We start from the raw sequence: 17,836 nt of genomic DNA, 5'->3' as shown, positions 1-17,836 counted from the left end.
AACTCCTTAGTTCTTCCGGAACATTTTCAGCATGCGCTGGGTGACGGTGAATCCACCAAAAATATTAATGCTGGCAATCAGCACCGCGATGAAAGAGAAAAATGTCACCCAACCACCGTGACCAATCTGCAATAACGCCCCCACCACGATGATACCGGAGATAGCGTTAGTCACAGACATTAGCGGCGTATGCAGCGCATGGCTCACGTTCCACACCACGTAATAACCCACGATGCAGGCCAAAGCAAACACCGTAAAGTGCGACAGGAATGAAGCCGGAGCAACGCTGGCTAACCAGCCAAACAGAATAATCGCTAAGGCTAATATGCCGTATTTTTTCACCGGTGAAGCAGGAGCCGCTGCAACTTTAGCGAACGGTTCTGCCGCTTTAGGCTGCTGTGGCTGAGCTGAAACCTTGATCGGCGGCGCAGGCCAGGTAATTTCGCCGGTTTTAACTACGGTAACGCCGCGAATAACGTCATCTTCGAAGTTAATATCCAGTTCGCCATCCTTCTCTTTGCACAGTAGTTTTAATAAGTTAACTAAGTTAGTGCCATAGAGTTGAGAAGACTGGGTAGGTAAACGGCTTGGCAGATCGGTATAACCAATGATCTTCACGCCGTTTGGCGTTTCGGTAATTTGGTCAGCAATAGTCAGATCGCAGTTGCCGCCGTTTTGCGCAGCAAGGTCAACGATAACGCTGCCCGGCTTCATGGTTTCAACCATCTCTTTGGTGATCAACTTCGGTGCCGGTTTGCCCGGAATCAGCGCGGTCGTCACGATAATATCAACGTCTTTGGCCTGAGCGGCAAACAGCTCCATCTCGGCTTTAATAAAGGCCGGAGACATCACTTTTGCGTAACCATCGCCGCTGCCCGCTTCTTCCTCGAAGTTCAATTCAAGGAATTCGGCACCCATACTCTGAACCTGTTCTTTCACTTCTGGTCGGGTGTCAAATGCACGCACGATTGCGCCTAAGCTACCGGCGGCACCAACGGCGGCCAAACCGGCAACGCCGGCGCCAATAACCATCACTTTCGCCGGTGGAACTTTACCCGCAGCGGTAATTTGTCCGGTAAAGAAACGGCCGAATTCATGAGCAGCTTCAACAATCGCACGATAGCCAGCAATGTTAGCCATTGAGCTGAGTGCGTCCATTGATTGAGCGCGGGAAATTCGAGGAACAGAGTCCATCGCCAGCACGGTCACTTTTTTATCCGCCAGCTTTTGCATTAGTTCAGGGTTTTGAGCTGGCCAAATAAAGCTTACCAACGTTGTCCCTTCACGAAGCAATTCTATTTCGTTTTCTTGCGGCGCGTTGACCTTAAGAATAATGTCTGACTTCCAGACATCGTCCGTAGAAACAATCGTTGCGGCTTCGGCTTCAAAGGCTGAATCCTCGAAGCTGGCTAACTTTCCAGCTCCTTGTTCGATGACCACGGTGAAACCCAACTTAACCAGCTGCTCTACCGTTTTCGGTGTTGCAGCCACTCGGGCTTCATTGGCCAACCGCTCTCTTGGTACACCAATTTGCATAATATTCCCTTTCATCTTGTCGTGGATGATAAGTGTGTAGTATTCCCTTTATACTCAGCGCTGGGAATACTCAGAACTACTCAGAACTATATTTAACTACAATGTCATTTGAGCCGAGAACGCGGGTGGCACAACGAATGTGTGGACAAACAATCACCCCGGTTAATTCAGCTGCCTATAAGCTACTTAAAATGTAACGGGCGATCCACCGTTCTCTTTCTTTATATTCAAGTTTTTATACTGTTGGTATAAAACTTGTGTAATTCAGCCCTGTTTCTGAGCTACCCTAGTTATAACTTGAAATGATAAAAAATGCTAAAGCATCCCATGTAAATACATGACATAATCGGTCGATACCGCTGGTACTAACTGATGGGTACCGACTGATGCATTCGTTAAAAATGTTAATAAATAAGGCGTAAAGGATCCTTTTATGAAGCTGAAGACAACGCTAATTACGACCGCACTACTTTCCGTAATGACTTTTTCTACTTTTGCAGCCCAAGAGCTGACGCCAGAAAAAGCTGACCAAATTGTTCCTTTCGATCGTATTACATTCTCCGGGCGTTACGACAGTATCTACGAAGCTAACCAAGAAGCCTCTAAACGTGCCGATAAAATGGGCGCAGCCTCGTTCTTCGTTCGTGATATCAACGAGCAAAACGGTAACAGCGGTAACCTGCGCGTGATAGTCGATGTTTATCGTGCCGATGCAGCACCTGCCAGCACTGAAACCAAATACCGTATGTTTAACGGTCTGCGCGAATTACCAAGGCAAGAAGCCAGCAAGCTAGAACCTTTCGACACCGTATCCATTCGCGGTGCCTACACGGTAGACAGCGACATTAACAATGAGATTTCGAAGCTGGCTAAAGAGAAAGGCGCTTATTCTTTCTTTATCGTCAGGCAAATAGACGCTAACCGCGGCGCTAATCAGTACATCACGGCCTACATTTATAAGAAAGATGCGCCGGTACGTAAAGTGCAGACTAAAGATGATCCTATTCCAGCAAACTCTGAAGCAGGTAAAGCGGCACTGGCTGCCGGTGGTACTGCCGCCGCAGACGTTGAAGTACCAAACGTTGCGTCTTCAACATCGTTCAGCGATAGCGTGGGTCGGTTTTTTGAAACGCAAACTAGCGCTGAAGGTTCCCGTTACACCGTAACGCTGGCCGACGGAACTAAGATTCAAGAGCTCAATAACGCGACCGCAGAAAAGATGACGCCGTTTGATTCCATTACCTTTACCGATAACTTTAGCAACAGTACTGACATGTCCGAGCAAATTGCTAAACGGGCACACAAGAAAGGCGCTAAGTTCTACCATATCACCCGTCAATGGGAGATAAACGGTGGTAACGTAACGGTTACGGCTGATTTATATAAATAAGCTTTACGCCACTGAGCGACAGCAATATCTAAAAAGGGCGATTTTATCGCCCTTTTCTATTTTTAAAACCACCAGCAATGGCTACTGTGGGATCATGTCAGGGACCATACAACCAGAGTTTCGGCCTGAACGCTGTAAGTAGCTAAGCAAAGCCGCTTGATTATCATCGCCCCTCCACGTCGTCACCCCGGTTTGCTTCCGGGATGACGACGTGATAAGGCCCCTTATCATCCGAACGGCTATCCCTTCACGCAAACAACCTGCTTCAGGGTATGCACAATCTCGACCAGCTCGGACTGTGCAGCCATTACCGCATCAATATCCTTATAAGCCATGGGAATTTCGTCGATAACGTCGGCATCTTTACGGCACTCAACGCCTTCGGTGGCTTTAACCTGATCGGCGACCGAGAAGCGGCGCTTAGCCTCGGTTCTACTCATGGTACGGCCCGCGCCGTGGCTACAGGAGCAGAATGCCTCCTCATTGCCTTTTCCGCGAACGATGAAAGACTTCGCTCCCATAGAACCGGGAATAATTCCCAATTCACCGGCCTTCGCGCTCACCGCACCTTTACGGGTGATCAACACGTCCTGACCAAAATGAGTCTCTTTTTGCACGTAGTTATGATGGCAGTTCACCGCCTCCATCTCTAAGGTAAACGGCTTCGCAATCACGTTACGAGCAGCGGCAACCACGCTATTCATCATGGTTTCACGGTTCAAACGGGCAAAGCGCTGTGCCCAGTCAACGGCAAAAACGTAATCATCATAATGCTCGCTACCGTCAACCAGGTAGGCCAGATCTTTATGCGGCAGGTTAATGAAGTGGCGTTCCATATCCTTTTTGGCTAACTCAATAAAATGGCTACCAATCGCGTTACCTACGCCGCGAGAGCCTGAATGCAACATAAACCATACGGACTGATTTTCATCTACACAGACTTCAATAAAATGATTACCGGTTCCCAACGTTCCCAAATGCGCACGGTTATTGGTATTCTTCAGCCTCGGGTGCTTATCGATAATCCGTTTAAAGTCAGGATCCAACTGCAACCACGCCTTATCAACCGAATCTGGTACGTTTCCCCATGCGCCTTTATCGCGCTTAGAACGATTCACTACACGCCCGTGCGGAACCGCCTGTTCGATAGCGTCACGCAGTGCAGAAAGGTTATCGGGCAAATCGCAGGCGTGAAGCGAGGTTTTTGCCGCCATCATTCCACAGCCGATATCTACGCCCACGGCGGCGGGAATAATGGCGCCCAACGTAGGAATAACCGAACCGATAGTCGAGCCTTTACCCAAATGCACATCGGGCATTACCGCCAAATGCTTAAAAATAAACGGCATTTTCGCCGTATTTTCCAGCTGGCGTTTAGCCTCTTCTTCAACCGGTACGCCCTGAGTCCACATTTTTACCGGGCGGCCATTTTCTACGTTAAGAACCTGAATGTTCTGCTTCATTATCTATCCTTACTTTCTTTTGTATGTTGGTATACCCCTCTGTTGGTATACCCCATACATATAGCGATAAGCGTGCCAGCTTTTATATTTAGCAAATATAATTATTTATCGGTATGATTTTAAATGAATTTAAACTTTAAATAGAAATAATTTAGAATATCAACCTTAGCGCACCGCCAAAATATTTATACCTTAATATCTTTATTTATATTTTGAGATAAAGCACGTCAGAAAACTAGCCAACGCAAGAGACGCCGTGTGAGTCAATACTGGAAACAAAAAGCCCGGTCAATAGGCATCACGCCTGACCGGGCTAAACCATGAAACGTATAGTCTACGCTGTTAAATCATGACATTAACTGCTGAATCTGTTGCCACACTTGGTTAAGCGACTCGACTTTAGCATCCGCCAGCGCAAAGCGCGGATCGCTGTACTGGTCTTCGGCAGGCATAACGATAACTTTCATTTCGGCCGCTTTTGCCGCTACCATACCGTTAACCGCATCTTCAATCACAATGCAGCGATCTGCCGTTAACCCTAGCTTTTCGGCCGCCAGTATAAATACCGCCGGATGAGGCTTACCGTTTACCAGCCCTTCGGCTGAGACCTGATGAGAGAAGTAGTCGGTAATGTTCAGCGCTTCGAGCACGCTGGCTATCTGCTTTTTGGGTGACGATGACGCAACTACCATCGGTAAACCGTGCTGTTTAATGGTTTCTAACAGTTCGAAGACACCACGCATCGGTTCGGGCGACGTTTGTATCCGGCGGCCAACCTCGGTCACGACGTCTAGTGCCCGTTGGGGAACGTCTTCCATCGGCAGTGAATAACGCTGATGGTGGGTGGTAAGCAGCCTATCAACCCGAATACCGGCTGAATCTTTAAAGTCGTCGATGGTCAGATGAACGCCGTAGTGTTTTACATATAGCTCCTGTTCAACAACCATCCATACCGGCTCTGAGTCAACCAGTACGCCGTCCATGTCAAAGATAATGCCGTAACTCATGCGTTCTCCCTTGCTCGTATTATGTTGATCCCTGCTTTTCGATAGCGCTGGAACGTCTCTTCCGGCAATAAAGCGTCGGTAATAACGCAGTTTACCGACAGCAGCGTTGCGATGCTATGGGATTTTATTTGGTCGAATTTACTGTGATCGGCTAACAATATCACCTGACGGGCACGCTGTATAAGCATCTTTTTCACCCCAACTTCAAACATGGTGGCATTGGTAATACCGCTTTCCAGCGACAGCGAATCGCAAGACATAAAGGCTTTATCGGCAGAAAATAGCTTGAGCATATCAACCGCCAGGCTTTCTCCGACGGTAAAATAGCCGGAGCGGATCATGCCGCCGACAATATAGCTTTCTAGCTGGTTGAAACAGCCAAGCTGATTGGCAATTTTGACGTCGGTGGTAATCACTTTGGCCGGAATATCTGACAATAGCTTAGCCAGAGCCAGACAGGTTGAACCTGAGTCCAGCAGAATGCAGTCGTTAGCCGAAATCATGCTACGGGCTTCCGCCGCAATATCCTGCTTCGCCACCCGCTGAATGCTTTGTTTTACGTCAAAGATATATTCCTGATCCACCGTTGACTCATCAAACACCACGCCGCCGTGGCAGCGGATCATACCGGGATAACCATCGGCAATCATCTGGAAATCACGGCGAACCGAGGCGGGCGAATAGCCAAACAGCTCCACCGCCTGTCGGGTATCCATTTTTTTATGCTGCCACAAATAGTGAAGAATATTACGCATTCTGTCCGAACGTTTATCACTCATGTTCCAGTCCCCTGAACTTCGCTGCATTGGCGGCATAGTTATTAAAACCGTTATCAGAACCGAAAATTGCCCGCCCCAACACCAAGTGCTGCGCTCCGGCCTGATAAAGCAGTTTGGCTGACGGAAGATCGATGCCGCCGTCGGCCCAGATTTCACTCTGCCTGAATAAGCTTGCCGCCTGCTGCACTTTCTCAACTAAGCGCGGGTTAAATGCCTGACCGTAGCCATCCGGCTCGCTGGTCATCACCATAATGCTATCGGCAAACGAGGCTAAATAGCCATAGCAACTCAGCAAAGTCACCGGATTAAACGCCAGCCCGGCTTTCGCGCCGGTAGCGCGAATCAGCGTGAGAATTTCTGCCGGATTGGCTAACGCTTCGGCCTGAACAAATATCCACGCCGGATTAAGCGGCTTTAGCCATTCTACCCATGGAAAAGGATTGGCAACCATCAGGTGAATTGAAAGCGGGATCCGAGTGGCGGCGGCAACCTGAGCTACGGTTTTTAGCCCGAAGGTGATATTGCGGATAAAGCTGGTGTCTTCGATGTCCAGATGAACCGAGGCCGGTGCCAGCGTGGCAAGCCGTCGCAGCGCAGTGCCTAACTCAAGCTGATTAGCCGAGGCCAGTGACGGATGAATCATGATATCCATTTTAGCCGTCCGCTTTTACGCTGCTCAGTAACTGGTACAGCTCACCGTCCGTGGTGGACTGCTTGATAGATTGAATAAACTCAGACTGCTGCAATAGCTCGGCCAGCTGCTGAATGGTCTTAATGTGTTGTTCAGCGTCGGTGGCGCTGATGGCAATTAACAGCCAGACCGGATCGCCCTCTTCGTGTCCGAACGCTATCGGCTGGGCTAAGGTAGTAAACACCACGCCGTTGCGCAACGCCCCTTGTTCAGGCCGGGCATGAGGCAAGGCAATGCCCGGCGCGATAATGTAATAAGGTCCGTACTCTTTGGTATTATCAATAATTCCCTGAATATACTCCGGTCTGGCATGGCCCAATTCAATCAGTGGCCCGGCGGCCACGGTGACCGCTTCCTGCCATAATGCTGCATGGCGACGTGCCTGCGCCGCCCTGCGATCTTCAATCAACATCGTTGAATCCTCTGACCGTTTCGCGATGGTAATGCGCCCCGAATCAAGGCTTCGGGGCATGTTTAGTGCTGTCTATACCGTAAACTGAAGGAGATGCAAGCTGCTGTTCTCTCTCACTGATGCCCATCCCTACCTCGTCATCCCGGCGAAAGCCGGGACCCAGAATTTAGCCTATCAATTAACGCTTGGCTTAAGGGCTAGACCCCGTTTTTCAACGGGGTGACGGCCGGTGTGATTGGTCAGCAGCCTCGAGAAAGCACCTTGCTTATCCATCTTACTGACGAATATGCCGCACCCGCTCCATAAATCTCGCCACCCTATCGCCATCGACAAAGTTGTCAAAGATACCGTCTTTCTTAAAGTGCGTGGCGGTAACGCAGCCGTCCGCAATGGCTAATTGCTCATCGACGTTTTCTAAACACACGCCGGTATTGGCCAGCACCACGGTACTGGGCACCGTGTCTTTAACCTGCTTTAGCGTCGCCGAGTCGGTTTTACTGCCGGCGGTTAACCCTGAAACGCACAAAGCATCCGGCCGGTTATTGAACACCGTTGATTTGGCAATGGAGCAGATATCTCTGTCACCCATATATACCGCGGCTTCCGGCACAATATTAAACAGGGTTTTGACCTTTCCGGCACCAATCCGATGCTGATGGCGAATGGTTTCACCGACGTTGGTATCCCACACGCCAAAATCGCTGGCGTAAGCGCCGGTAAAGATTTCACGAATAAATAGCGCATCGACCGCCATGGCTAAATCAAAAGAGGCAACCGGATCCCACAGTACGTTAACCCCGTAAGGTATGCGAATTTCCGTGATTAACTGACCGATAACCCGCGCCATGGCGACCGACGTTTCCGCTTTTACCTTGGTCAGATACGGCATACTGAACTCGTTGGAAAACATAACCGCATCAACGCCGCCGTTTTGCAGTGCCATCAGGTCATCGTAGGCGCGATCGATAACCCAGTTCATCCCTTTGGCGCTATCAAAGCCAGGATCGCCCGGCAATGCCCGTAAATGACACATAGCGATAACCGCTTTCTCGGTTCCAATCACATCTTTAAGCCAACTCATTAGACATACTCCTGTATTAATAAACAAAACTACGTGGCATCAACCCGTTAAGCCGATAACTCTTTGGTGCGTAACCACAGCACCACCGCTGAAACTACCCCGACGGCAATCACCACGCCGATAATGCCCATGGCCATCAATTCTGATATTGACCAGCCAAACATATTGCCTACCGATAACGCACTGATTTGCGTGCCGTCTGCGGCAAAGCTAAACCCGCCGTTGCGCGCCATTTCCGTAAAGAACGGGGCAAAATGAGAGGCAATCAACAGCACGGTGACCATCACAATCACGCCGCTGATTAAGGTGCGGATTAGATCGCCGCGATGAATAACGGTCGCCATACAGATAAAGAACGGTGCAACCGGCAAATCGGCCAGCGGCAATACCGTATTGCCCGGCAGAATGCTGGCAATCAGTAACATGATAGGAATGAGCAGAAGACCCACCGCAATGGTGGTCGGATGGCCCAGCGTAACGGCGGTATCAAGCCCAATATATACTTCACGGCCGTGAAGATACTTTTGGAAGAATTTGCGTGCGCCGTCTGAGATCGGCATCAGCCCTTCAACAATCAGCCGGATCATGCGCGGAAACAGCACCATAATGGCGGCAACCGTGACCATCAGCGTTGCGGTACCTTTGAAGTTCTCACCGGCGGCTAGGCCAAATAGCAGGCCGAGGAAGATACCGATAATCACCGGATCGCCCACCATACCAAAGCGTTTCTGCACCTCTGAGGCATCGATATTTCGCCCCTTGAGGAAAGGAATATAGCCGTAGACTTTATCCAGCAGGATAAACAGCGGTACCGAGCTGGAGCCGTATCCCTGCGGTATAGAAATACCGTCCAGACCGACAATGCTTTGTACCCGCTTGGCGGTCAGATCGGCCATTTTTAGCGACAGCGCCGCGTGGCATATAGCGCCCAATACGCCATAAACCATACTGCCGGTTATCATCTGCACTATTGAACCGGTGATAGCAAAGTGCCAATAGTTGTAGATATCAACGTTCATAGTTTTGGTCAGGCGGGTCAGTAACATGCCGATATTGAGCAAAAAAATCACCGGAATGATAATCGCGCCAATGGCCGTGGCATAGCCAACGCCGGAAGCCGGACCAGCACCCACGTCAAGCACGTGTAGGTTAAGGCCGAAGCGTTCGATCATGATTTTAATCGGCGGGCTAAGGCTATCGATCGCCATCACGATAACCAACCCCATACCGACAAAACCAATGCCGACCGTTACGCCGGCTTTAATCGCCTGAAACAGCGGGATCCTGAAAATCAGGCCGATAACAATCATTACAATCGGGACGAAAATGGTTCCGCCCAGAGACAAAATGTAATCAAACATGGAGCCTCCTGAATATTATTGGCTGAGCAGCGTTTTAATTTGCTGCTTCAGCGCATCGTCATTAATACCGATTAACAACGGCGCGCCGTTTAGCGTTGGAATGCCATAATCCTTATCCACTTTCATCGAGGTGACGATCAGGTCGATACCGCTACAGTTATAAGGAATTTCATTCAAACAGCATTGGGATGTGATAACGCTAATGCCCTGCTCACTCAGATACGCCTGCAATCGTTGGGCGATCATGGTTGAGGTGGACATTCCTGTTCCGCAGGCGACAAGGATCTTCTTCATTGTTATTAACCTCTCTGTGGGAATTGTATTGAAAACCGTGTAATCACCGACCAAGCGCATTGATTGAGCGGCAAAACGGTTAGTCTGGCTGTTAACGTGGTTGAATGGGAAATGCCGAGCCGTTTGAGCGGACGACCGCCACCAGTAAACGGATGCATTCGCTTAAATCAACGGTGCTGGCAACCTCAGCCGGTGAATGGGTGTAACGACAGGGAATCGACAGGCTGGCGCAGGGGATCCCATCCTGTTCGACCTGAATATATCCGGTCTCGGTAATCACGCCCGGTGCGACTTCACGCTGTACCGGAATATGGTGCCGTGAAGCCGTGCTTTCTAAAAAAGCAATTAGGGCCGGAGGGGTAATTAAGCCGGCCAGCGTACCGCGACCGTGGTAGTTCAGGCAGGTAATGCCGGGGCCTTGATTAATCACTACGTCGGAATATCCGGCGAGATCGGGGGTGTCACACGACGGCGTAATATCAATGCCGATGGCCATATCCGGATTGATTTTGCGCAATACCGGCAAAATGCCGCGAATATTGAACTCTTCCTGAACCGAGGCCACCAGATACAGGGCGATGTTCAGCGCTTCACCGGCAACAGCATCGGCAACGCCGAGCAGCGCGGTACACCCTAAACGATCGTCCAGCGCTTTACTACAAATCAGGCCGTTGCCCAGCGCCTGCGGTGGGTTATACAGGCAAACCGGCGTACCGACCTTAATGCCCATGTTCAGCGCATCCTGTTTATCCGCCGCGCCAATGTCTATCCATAAATGGTCAATAGACGGCGACTGGGTGCGTTCATCACCTTTGCTGAAGTGGTAAGACTTAATGCCAATACAGCCGTGAACCGGCCCAAATTCGCCCGCCAGACGTACCGTTGAGCCAGGCATGGTTATCTGAGCGGGTCCGCCAACGCGCTCAAACCGAATAAACCCGCCGTCTTCAATTTTTCGAACCATAAAGCCGACTTCGTCCATATGGGCAAACAGCATCAGCCGAAACGCGTCGGGTGAACGACTACCGTAATGAGCCACCACGTTGCCTAACCTATCTTTCCACACATCGTGAGCGCTACGGTTAAAGCTCTCCTGCATCACGGACGCGATGTCTTGTTCGTGGCCGGAAATGCCGTCCAGCACCAGCAGCGACATTAAGGTATCTTGAACATTAAAGGTCATGGTTTGCTCCCATTGGGTTATTTGGCGTTCAGTGGTTTTTCAACCATTCAATCAACTGATGAACGTTTATAGGCGCTGGGTGGCGTTAAAATTGTGATGAACATCACTGCTAAAGACGGGAATATGGACAGATATCTCACTCTGTGAGCGAATTCAAAATAAAATAATCAACTAAAATGATTGTTAGCATAAAACGCTCACCACAGCTGATTGTTTGGCGTTATTCGTTGTGCGGTGATCAAGGCTAAAGAAAACAGCGGCACGTCAGCGATGCTGACCACGATGGAGTGGCCCGGTTCTCTATTGATATGATGATGAATTAACAGATTAAACAGAGAAATACCGAAATAAATTGACGCTCATCTATGTATAAAATGAGCAAACGGCGTATTGTTTAAGGCTAAATTTGCGACGGGCCCTTGGTGGCCCGCCATTTTTTCATATTTTCTGTCAGGTTATTTTGAAATGAAAACGCATAGCGTTAACAGTATCAGGCCATTTAGCGCATTAATCGACGCATGTTGGCGCGAACCCTACAGCTTACATCGATTCCTCAAAGATATTATTGCCGGTATTACCGTTGGCATTATCGCGATCCCGTTAGCCATGGCGCTGGCGATTGCCAGCGGCGTACCGCCGCAGTATGGCCTATACACCTCGGCGATTGCCGGTATTGTTATTGCGCTAACCGGCGGCTCCCGGTATAGCGTTTCTGGCCCGACCGCGGCCTTTGTGGTTATTTTATATCCGGTTTCCCAGCAGTTCGGCCTGTCGGGTTTATTAATCGCTACCCTGATGTCGGGCGTATTTCTCATTATGATGGGGCTGGCCCGCTTTGGCCGCCTGATTGAATATATTCCCATTTCGGTCACGCTGGGCTTTACCTCCGGTATTGGTATTACCATTGCCACCATGCAGGTTAAAGATTTTTTCGGCCTGACGCTAAACGTGCCCGAGCGCTATATTGATAAAGTTGTAGCGCTGGCTTCGGCGATGCCCACCATCAGCTGGGCAGATACCCTGATAGCCACCGTTACGCTGGCAGTATTAATACTTTGGCCCCGGCTGAAGCTACCGGTTCCCGGCCACTTACCGGCGCTGTTAGCGGGTACGGCCGTTATGGTAATTCTGGCCCACTTTGACCATCAGGTCGCCACCATTGGTTCACGCTTTAGCTATATGATGCACGACGGCTCAACCGGTCAGGGGATCCCCCCCATTCTGCCGCAGTTTGTTTTGCCATGGAACCTGCCGGACGCTGTCGGCAAGCCCTTTAACCTGAGCTGGGATACCGTTTCAGCCTTAATGCCCGCGGCGTTTTCTATGGCGATGCTGGGTGCCATCGAGTCTCTACTGTGTGCCGTGGTACTCGACGGTATGACCGGTAAAAAGCATCACTCTAACGGTGAGCTTATCGGTCAGGGCTTGGGCAATATCACCGCTCCGTTTTTCGGCGGAATTACCGCCACGGCGGCCATTGCCCGTTCGGCGGCTAACGTCCGCGCCGGAGCAAGCTCTCCAGTGGCCGCCATTATTCATTCCATTATGGTGATTCTGGCGCTATTGGTGCTGGCGCCGGGCCTTTCGTATTTACCCTTGGCGGCTATGTCTTCGCTGCTATTGTTGGTGGCGTGGAATATGAGTGAAGCCCGTAAGGTGGTGGATATACTGCGGCGTGCGCCAAAAGACGACATTATTGTGATGCTGTTTTGTATGTCATTGACGGTGCTATTCGATATGGTTATCGCCATCACGGTTGGCATTGTTCTGGCTTCGCTGCTGTTTATGCGCCGCATCGCCCGCATGACAAGGTTAAGCGAAATTCAGCCACAGTCTGACGCCGACCGCTTGGTTATGCGCGTTAGCGGCCCGCTATTCTTCGCCGCCGCCGAGCGGATTTTCAACCAACTTACGCTGAAAATCGAGGCTCAGAAAACCATCATTTTGCAGTGGGATGCGGTACCGGTGCTCGATGCCGGTGGGCTCAGCGCCTTCCAGCGCTTTGTTGAACTGTTGCCGCAGGGCGTGATGCTGATTAACTGCGATATTCAATATCAACCGTTAAAAACGCTGGCGCGCGGTAGAGTCAAGCCCATTCCCGGCAAGCTGGCGTTTTGTTCTTCCATAGAAGAAGCGCTGGTAGTCAGCGGCACCGTGACCGGCGAGTCATTTTAATCCTCAATAACATAAAGCCCGGCTAAATAGCCGGGCTTTAGACTGCTGACAAAGTAGTTTAATTTAGTATTCTCGTAAATTTCGTCCGCATAAGCATTAATGGAATATTAATTTTTCCTAGCGGCCGAAGAGCGGCGTTTTAAGCTCGGTGAGCTAGCCATTAACGCTGTTTTAGTTGCTGGTATCTAGCTCAGGAAAGCTCTTAACCAAATCATCAATAGCTTTAATCTGCTTTAAGAACGGCTCTAGTTTATCCAGCGGTAACGCTGACGGGCCATCGCACTTAGCGTTAGCCGGATCCGGATGAGATTCAATAAATAGCCCGGCAATACCGATAGCCATACCTGAACGGGCAAGCTCAGTCACCTGAGCGCGACGACCGCCAGAGGCTGCACCAAACGGATCGCGACACTGTAAAGAATGGGTCACGTCAAAAATAACAGGATGACCACCGGTTGCCTGCTTCATCACGTTAAAGCCCAGCATGTCGACGACCAGATTGTCATAGCCAAAGTTACTGCCACGATCGCACAAAATAACCTTATCGTTGCCGCCTTCTTTAAACTTATCAACGATATTGCCCATTTGCCCCGGGCTCACAAACTGTGGCTTCTTCACGTTAATTACCGCGCCGGTAATCGCCATCGCTTCAACCAGATCGGTCTGACGGGCTAAAAACGCCGGAAGCTGAATAACATCAACCACTTCTGAAACCGGCTGCGCCTGAGAAGCCTCATGCACATCGGTAATCACTTTCACACCAAAGGCCTTTTTCAGCTCTTCAAAAATCCGCATACCCTCTTCCATACCCGGGCCACGATAGGAGTGGATTGAAGAACGGTTAGCCTTATCGTAAGACGCTTTAAACACGTAAGGAATACCCAGCTTTTGCGTTACGGTCACGTAATGCTCGCAAATACGCATGGCTAAATCCCGTGATTCCAGCACGTTCATACCGCCAAACAGCACAAACGGAAGGTCGTTTGCTACATCAATATTGCCAATTTTAACCACTTTCTGACTCATACCGTTTATTCCTTAGTCTTTAATAAACTTAAACTGGATGACTTCTTAGTCTCTAAAGTCTTTAAATAGAGTTAAACCTGAGGGAGAGTATGCCGTTGGGGTCGTAGCGGCGAAAGCCGCCCGAGCGCCCCTAGGCATGCTAGGCCCTCGGGCCCACAAAACTACCAAACTTCGCCCCTCGCCGCATCTACCATGCAACAAAAGCATTCGGCCCTATAGCGGCGAAACCTGCACAAAATCTAATCCAGACAAACGCAAACACCATTAGTGCAGCGTCACATTCCCTTGCTCAATACTACTCAACTGCATCTTAATAATCTCAGCCACCGGGTCGTCCGGGCAGTGCTCAATAAAATAGCTAAGATCCGACGCCGCGGCTTTATTACAGTCAAGCTGTGCGTATATTAGCCCCCGATCCCGGATCTCATACGGGTCCTCTGGATCAAAGCTCAATGCCAGTTGACTCGCCCTGAGCGCCATTTCAGGCTGATTTTCCTGCATTAGCGCCCCTTTAAGAGAGCCCAATAGCTTGATAATAATATGGCTGTTGTCCGCATCGCCTAGGTCGTCATTACCCAGATTGGCCGTAATGCCAAAGTGGCCTTTTAGCCACACGTCTAAAATCCGGCAGGTCAGGGTTTCACCGTCTAACGGATTAATCACCCAGCAGTCGCCGTCTAGCCATTCGGCTTTAACCAACAGCTGAGTTGGAAATATGACGGGATATAGCGCGATATCCAGACGCTCAGCGATATACATCAGGATCAATCCTAGCGATGACGGCGCGCCCTGATGGGTTTTCAATACTTTGTCTATCCATAGCGTGTCCGACAGATTATACACGCCGCCCGCCGCGCCAAATCCCCAAGTATGATAGAAAAGGTGCAACAACTGTTCTAACTGCTGCTCTTCGGCAATATCATTGGGAATAATACTTTTAGCCCGTTCGGCAAGCACATCCAGTTCACGGCGAACTTCCTCTTCAGGAAAGTCATCGCGAATAAAGCGAGTAATCCGGCAGATCCCTTCATATAACGGATGTTCGTCAAATTCAAAATCAGTGACGCTGTCGTGATTCATGCCTACCCCATTACTAACGGTATTTTATTCATAGCCAAAATAACAATGAAATATAAACACAAAATAGCCGCCATAAAGGCCGTGGATCTGACCATCTGATTCGGCGCTTTTTTACCTAAAGCAACGTGGCCTAGGCCAATGTAAATAATCACCGCAATCAGTTTTTCCGTCATCCACACGCCCTGAACGGTAAACGGATAAAACTGTGTCAGGTAGATCAATACAATACCGGTAACGAATAAAACGGTATCGTTAACATGCGGCGTAATCTTAACCCACCGGCGTTGCATAACCGCTGTACCGCGCCACTTCCAATAAAAACGCAGGACAAATAGCGTAATACTGATAACGGCAGTGAGAACGTGTAGCTGCTTTATCCATATATACATAAGGAAATAGTCCTATTTATCGAGCGTTCGACGGTAATAAGTATCAATGTTTGAACCACCGGCCTAGCGTAACCCGCTCATTGCCGCCGTAGTCTTGGTGGGTGGCAATAAGCTCAAAATCATATTGCTTAAATAGCCCCCGCACCTGCTCGCCCTGCGACCAACCGTGCTCTAGCAGTAGCCAACCGCCCGGCTTAAGGTATTCAGGAGCGTGTTCAATGATGTGCTGCAGATCGGCAAAACCTTTCTCTGCTGAAATCAGGGCGCTGTCAGGCTCATAGCGCACATCCCCTTGAGCAAGATGGGGATCCTGTTCATCGATGTAGGGCGGATTGCTGACAATCATATCAAAATAGCATTCACTCAGCGGAGTAAACCAATCGCCCTGCACAAAATGAACGTTGTTAATATTCAGACTATCGGCATTATCCTGCGCCAAGGCAATAGCCTCTGGCTGATAGTCAATACCGGTAATCAGGCAGTCGGGTCGCTCACTGCCCAGAGCCAGCGCAATCGCACCGGTTCCGGTTCCCAAATCTAAAATATCGCAGTCAATGGTCGGTAAACGCTCAAGCGCCAGCTCAACCAGTTTTTCGGTATCCGGGCGCGGAATTAACGTTGCCGGAGACACTTTGAGCATCAGCGACCAAAATTCGCGGGTGCCGACCAAATAAGCAATCGGCTCACCTTTCTCACGCCGGGCCAGCAGTTCGTCTAATACCGATCGCTGAGCCGGGGTTAATAACGTTTCACTAAACGCCATCAGAAAGGTGCGCGTTTTTCCGGTAACGAACCCCAGCAGAATTTCAGCGTCCCGCTTCGGACTGTCGCCACCTTCTAATCGGGAGATGGCCTGTTCGAGCCATTGATTAAACGTCATGCGTCTTGATCGGACAGCGCGGCCAACTGGTCGGCCTGATACTCTTGGACGATTGGCTGGATTAGCATATCCAGCTTGCCTTCCATCACTTCATCCAGCCGGTATACCGTTAGGTTAATTCGGTGATCGGTCACCCGACCCTGCGGGAAGTTATAGGTTCGGTTACGATCGGAGCGATCGCCGGTTCCTAGCAGGTTACGACGCGTTGACGCTTCTTCTGACTGGCGCTTGGCTATTTCCGCCGCGCGAATTCTGGCACCCAGCACCGATAGCGCTTTGGCCTTGTTCTTGTGCTGAGAACGCTCATCCTGACACTCCACCACAATACCGGTTGGTATGTGGGTAATACGGATAGCTGAATCGGTGGTATTAACGTGCTGACCGCCAGCACCGGACGAGCGGAAGGTATCAATTCGCAGGTCTGACGGATTAATGTCTGGCAGTTCGGCCTCTGGAATTTCAGGCATTACCGCAACGGTACAGGCCGAGGTATGAATACGCCCCTGCGACTCAGTTTCAGGAACGCGCTGCACCCGGTGACCGCCGGATTCAAACTTCAGGCTGCCGTAAACGCTATCGCCAGAGACTTTAGCAATCACTTCTTTGTAGCCACCGTGCTCGCCTTCGTTAGCGCTAAGGATCTCTACCCGCCAGCGGCGTGCCTCAGCGTAGCGGCTATACATCCGGAATAAATCACCGGCAAAAATAGCCGCTTCATCACCGCCGGTACCGGCCCGCACTTCCAGAAAGCAGCCCCGTTCGTCGTTAGGATCTTTTGGCAGCAGCAATACCTGTAACTGCTGCTCCAGTTCCTCAGTTCTCTGTTTTGCCTGATTAATCTCTTCCTGCGCCATATCGCGCATTTCAGGATCGCTTAACATCATCTCAGCGGTTGCCAGATCGTCCTGAACCTGCTGCCACTGGCTGAAACAGGCGGTAACGTCGCCTAACTGTGAGTATTCGCGGGAAAGTGCCCGAAAACGGTCCTGATCGGCGATAACGCTTGAATCGCCTAAATGCGCCTGAACTTCTTCGTGGCGCTCCTGTAAAGCTTCTAATTTAGCAACAATAGAAGGTTTCATGCGTAGC

Annotated in this window: 17 protein-coding genes; 2 read left to right on the top strand and 15 right to left on the bottom strand. The window is 50.2% G+C overall.

What is annotated here, in order from left to right; all coding sequences use genetic code 11:
* Positions 1–6: 6 nt before the first annotated feature.
* Entirely contained in the window at positions 7–1,536 is a 1,530-nt protein-coding gene (pntA, locus tag GVI43_RS07810) for a Re/Si-specific NAD(P)(+) transhydrogenase subunit alpha (protein ID WP_159566311.1), read from the bottom strand.
* A 433-nt stretch (positions 1,537–1,969) separates the two neighbouring features.
* Between pntA and ydgH the strand changes: the two genes are divergently transcribed.
* Positions 1,970–2,926, top strand: a complete 957-nt coding sequence (gene ydgH / locus GVI43_RS07805; protein ID WP_159566310.1) for a DUF1471 family protein YdgH — start codon at positions 1,970–1,972, stop codon at positions 2,924–2,926.
* A 239-nt stretch (positions 2,927–3,165) separates the two neighbouring features.
* On the opposite strand, the gene GVI43_RS07800 is transcribed toward ydgH, so the two are convergent.
* The 9 genes from GVI43_RS07800 to GVI43_RS07760 all read right to left on the bottom strand — a co-directional run bounded on the left by GVI43_RS07800 (position 3,166) and on the right by GVI43_RS07760 (position 11,197).
* Positions 3,166–4,389, bottom strand: coding sequence for an RtcB family protein (locus GVI43_RS07800; protein WP_159566309.1), 1,224 nt, complete (start codon positions 4,387–4,389; stop codon positions 3,166–3,168).
* Positions 4,390–4,736: 347 nt separating this feature from the next.
* Positions 4,737–5,396 (bottom strand): hexitol phosphatase HxpB, encoded by a 660-nt coding sequence (hxpB, locus tag GVI43_RS07795; RefSeq protein ID WP_159566308.1) that lies wholly within the window; start codon positions 5,394–5,396, stop codon positions 4,737–4,739.
* Positions 5,393–6,175, bottom strand: coding sequence for a DeoR/GlpR family DNA-binding transcription regulator (locus tag GVI43_RS07790; RefSeq protein WP_159566307.1), 783 nt, complete (start codon positions 6,173–6,175; stop codon positions 5,393–5,395). Before GVI43_RS07790 ends, hxpB begins: the two co-directional genes overlap by 4 nt.
* Positions 6,168–6,821 (bottom strand): beta/alpha barrel domain-containing protein, encoded by a 654-nt coding sequence (locus GVI43_RS07785; protein ID WP_159566445.1) that lies wholly within the window; start codon positions 6,819–6,821, stop codon positions 6,168–6,170. Before GVI43_RS07785 ends, GVI43_RS07790 begins: the two co-directional genes overlap by 8 nt.
* Before the next feature lie 7 nt (positions 6,822–6,828).
* Positions 6,829–7,275 carry a PTS sugar transporter subunit IIA gene (locus GVI43_RS07780; protein WP_159566444.1) on the bottom strand — a complete coding sequence of 149 codons (447 nt, stop codon included), beginning with the start codon at positions 7,273–7,275 and terminating at the stop codon, positions 6,829–6,831.
* Between the two features lie 277 nt (positions 7,276–7,552).
* The gene (locus GVI43_RS07775; RefSeq protein WP_159566306.1) at positions 7,553–8,359 is read right to left on the bottom strand and encodes a BtpA/SgcQ family protein; all 807 of its coding nucleotides are present in this window, start codon (positions 8,357–8,359) and stop codon (positions 7,553–7,555) included.
* 47 nt (positions 8,360–8,406) lie between these two features.
* Positions 8,407–9,720 (bottom strand): PTS sugar transporter subunit IIC SgcC, encoded by a 1,314-nt coding sequence (sgcC, locus tag GVI43_RS07770; RefSeq protein WP_159566305.1) that lies wholly within the window; start codon positions 9,718–9,720, stop codon positions 8,407–8,409.
* 15 nt (positions 9,721–9,735) lie between these two features.
* Positions 9,736–10,014: a PTS sugar transporter subunit IIB SgcB gene (gene sgcB, locus GVI43_RS07765; protein ID WP_159566304.1), complete on the bottom strand. Its 279-nt coding sequence runs from the start codon at positions 10,012–10,014 to the stop codon at positions 9,736–9,738.
* Positions 10,015–10,105: 91 nt separating this feature from the next.
* Positions 10,106–11,197 carry a zinc-binding metallopeptidase family protein gene (locus GVI43_RS07760; protein WP_159566303.1) on the bottom strand — a complete coding sequence of 364 codons (1,092 nt, stop codon included), beginning with the start codon at positions 11,195–11,197 and terminating at the stop codon, positions 10,106–10,108.
* Between the two features lie 465 nt (positions 11,198–11,662).
* On the opposite strand from GVI43_RS07760, the gene dauA reads away from it, so the two are divergent.
* Positions 11,663–13,372 carry a C4-dicarboxylic acid transporter DauA gene (dauA, locus tag GVI43_RS07755; RefSeq protein WP_159566302.1) on the top strand — a complete coding sequence of 570 codons (1,710 nt, stop codon included), beginning with the start codon at positions 11,663–11,665 and terminating at the stop codon, positions 13,370–13,372.
* A 171-nt stretch (positions 13,373–13,543) separates the two neighbouring features.
* Here the strand turns inward: dauA and kdsA are convergent, their stop codons facing one another.
* From kdsA to prfA, 5 genes are all read right to left on the bottom strand, one after another.
* Complete coding sequence (gene kdsA, locus GVI43_RS07750; protein ID WP_159566301.1) at positions 13,544–14,398, bottom strand: 3-deoxy-8-phosphooctulonate synthase; 855 nt, start codon at positions 14,396–14,398, stop codon at positions 13,544–13,546.
* A gap of 264 nt (positions 14,399–14,662) precedes the next feature.
* Complete coding sequence (locus tag GVI43_RS07745) at positions 14,663–15,478, bottom strand: transglutaminase family protein (protein WP_159566300.1); 816 nt, start codon at positions 15,476–15,478, stop codon at positions 14,663–14,665.
* Positions 15,479–15,480: 2 nt separating this feature from the next.
* Entirely contained in the window at positions 15,481–15,867 is a 387-nt protein-coding gene (locus GVI43_RS07740) for a SirB2 family protein (protein ID WP_159566299.1), read from the bottom strand.
* Positions 15,868–15,910: 43 nt separating this feature from the next.
* A complete protein-coding gene (prmC, locus tag GVI43_RS07735) occupies positions 15,911–16,747 on the bottom strand; it encodes a peptide chain release factor N(5)-glutamine methyltransferase (RefSeq protein WP_159566298.1) in 837 nt (278 codons plus the stop codon).
* Positions 16,744–17,829 (bottom strand): peptide chain release factor 1, encoded by a 1,086-nt coding sequence (gene prfA / locus GVI43_RS07730; protein ID WP_159566297.1) that lies wholly within the window; start codon positions 17,827–17,829, stop codon positions 16,744–16,746. The genes prmC and prfA overlap by 4 nt, the downstream gene beginning before the upstream one ends.
* Positions 17,830–17,836 lie beyond the last annotated feature (7 nt).

It is taken from the genome of Budvicia diplopodorum, from assembly GCF_009800925.1.
GTDB lineage: Bacteria > Pseudomonadota > Gammaproteobacteria > Enterobacterales > Enterobacteriaceae > Budvicia > Budvicia diplopodorum.
The sequence above is the reverse complement of the archived record's forward strand: the minus strand, read 5'-3'. Positions and strand labels throughout refer to the sequence as shown.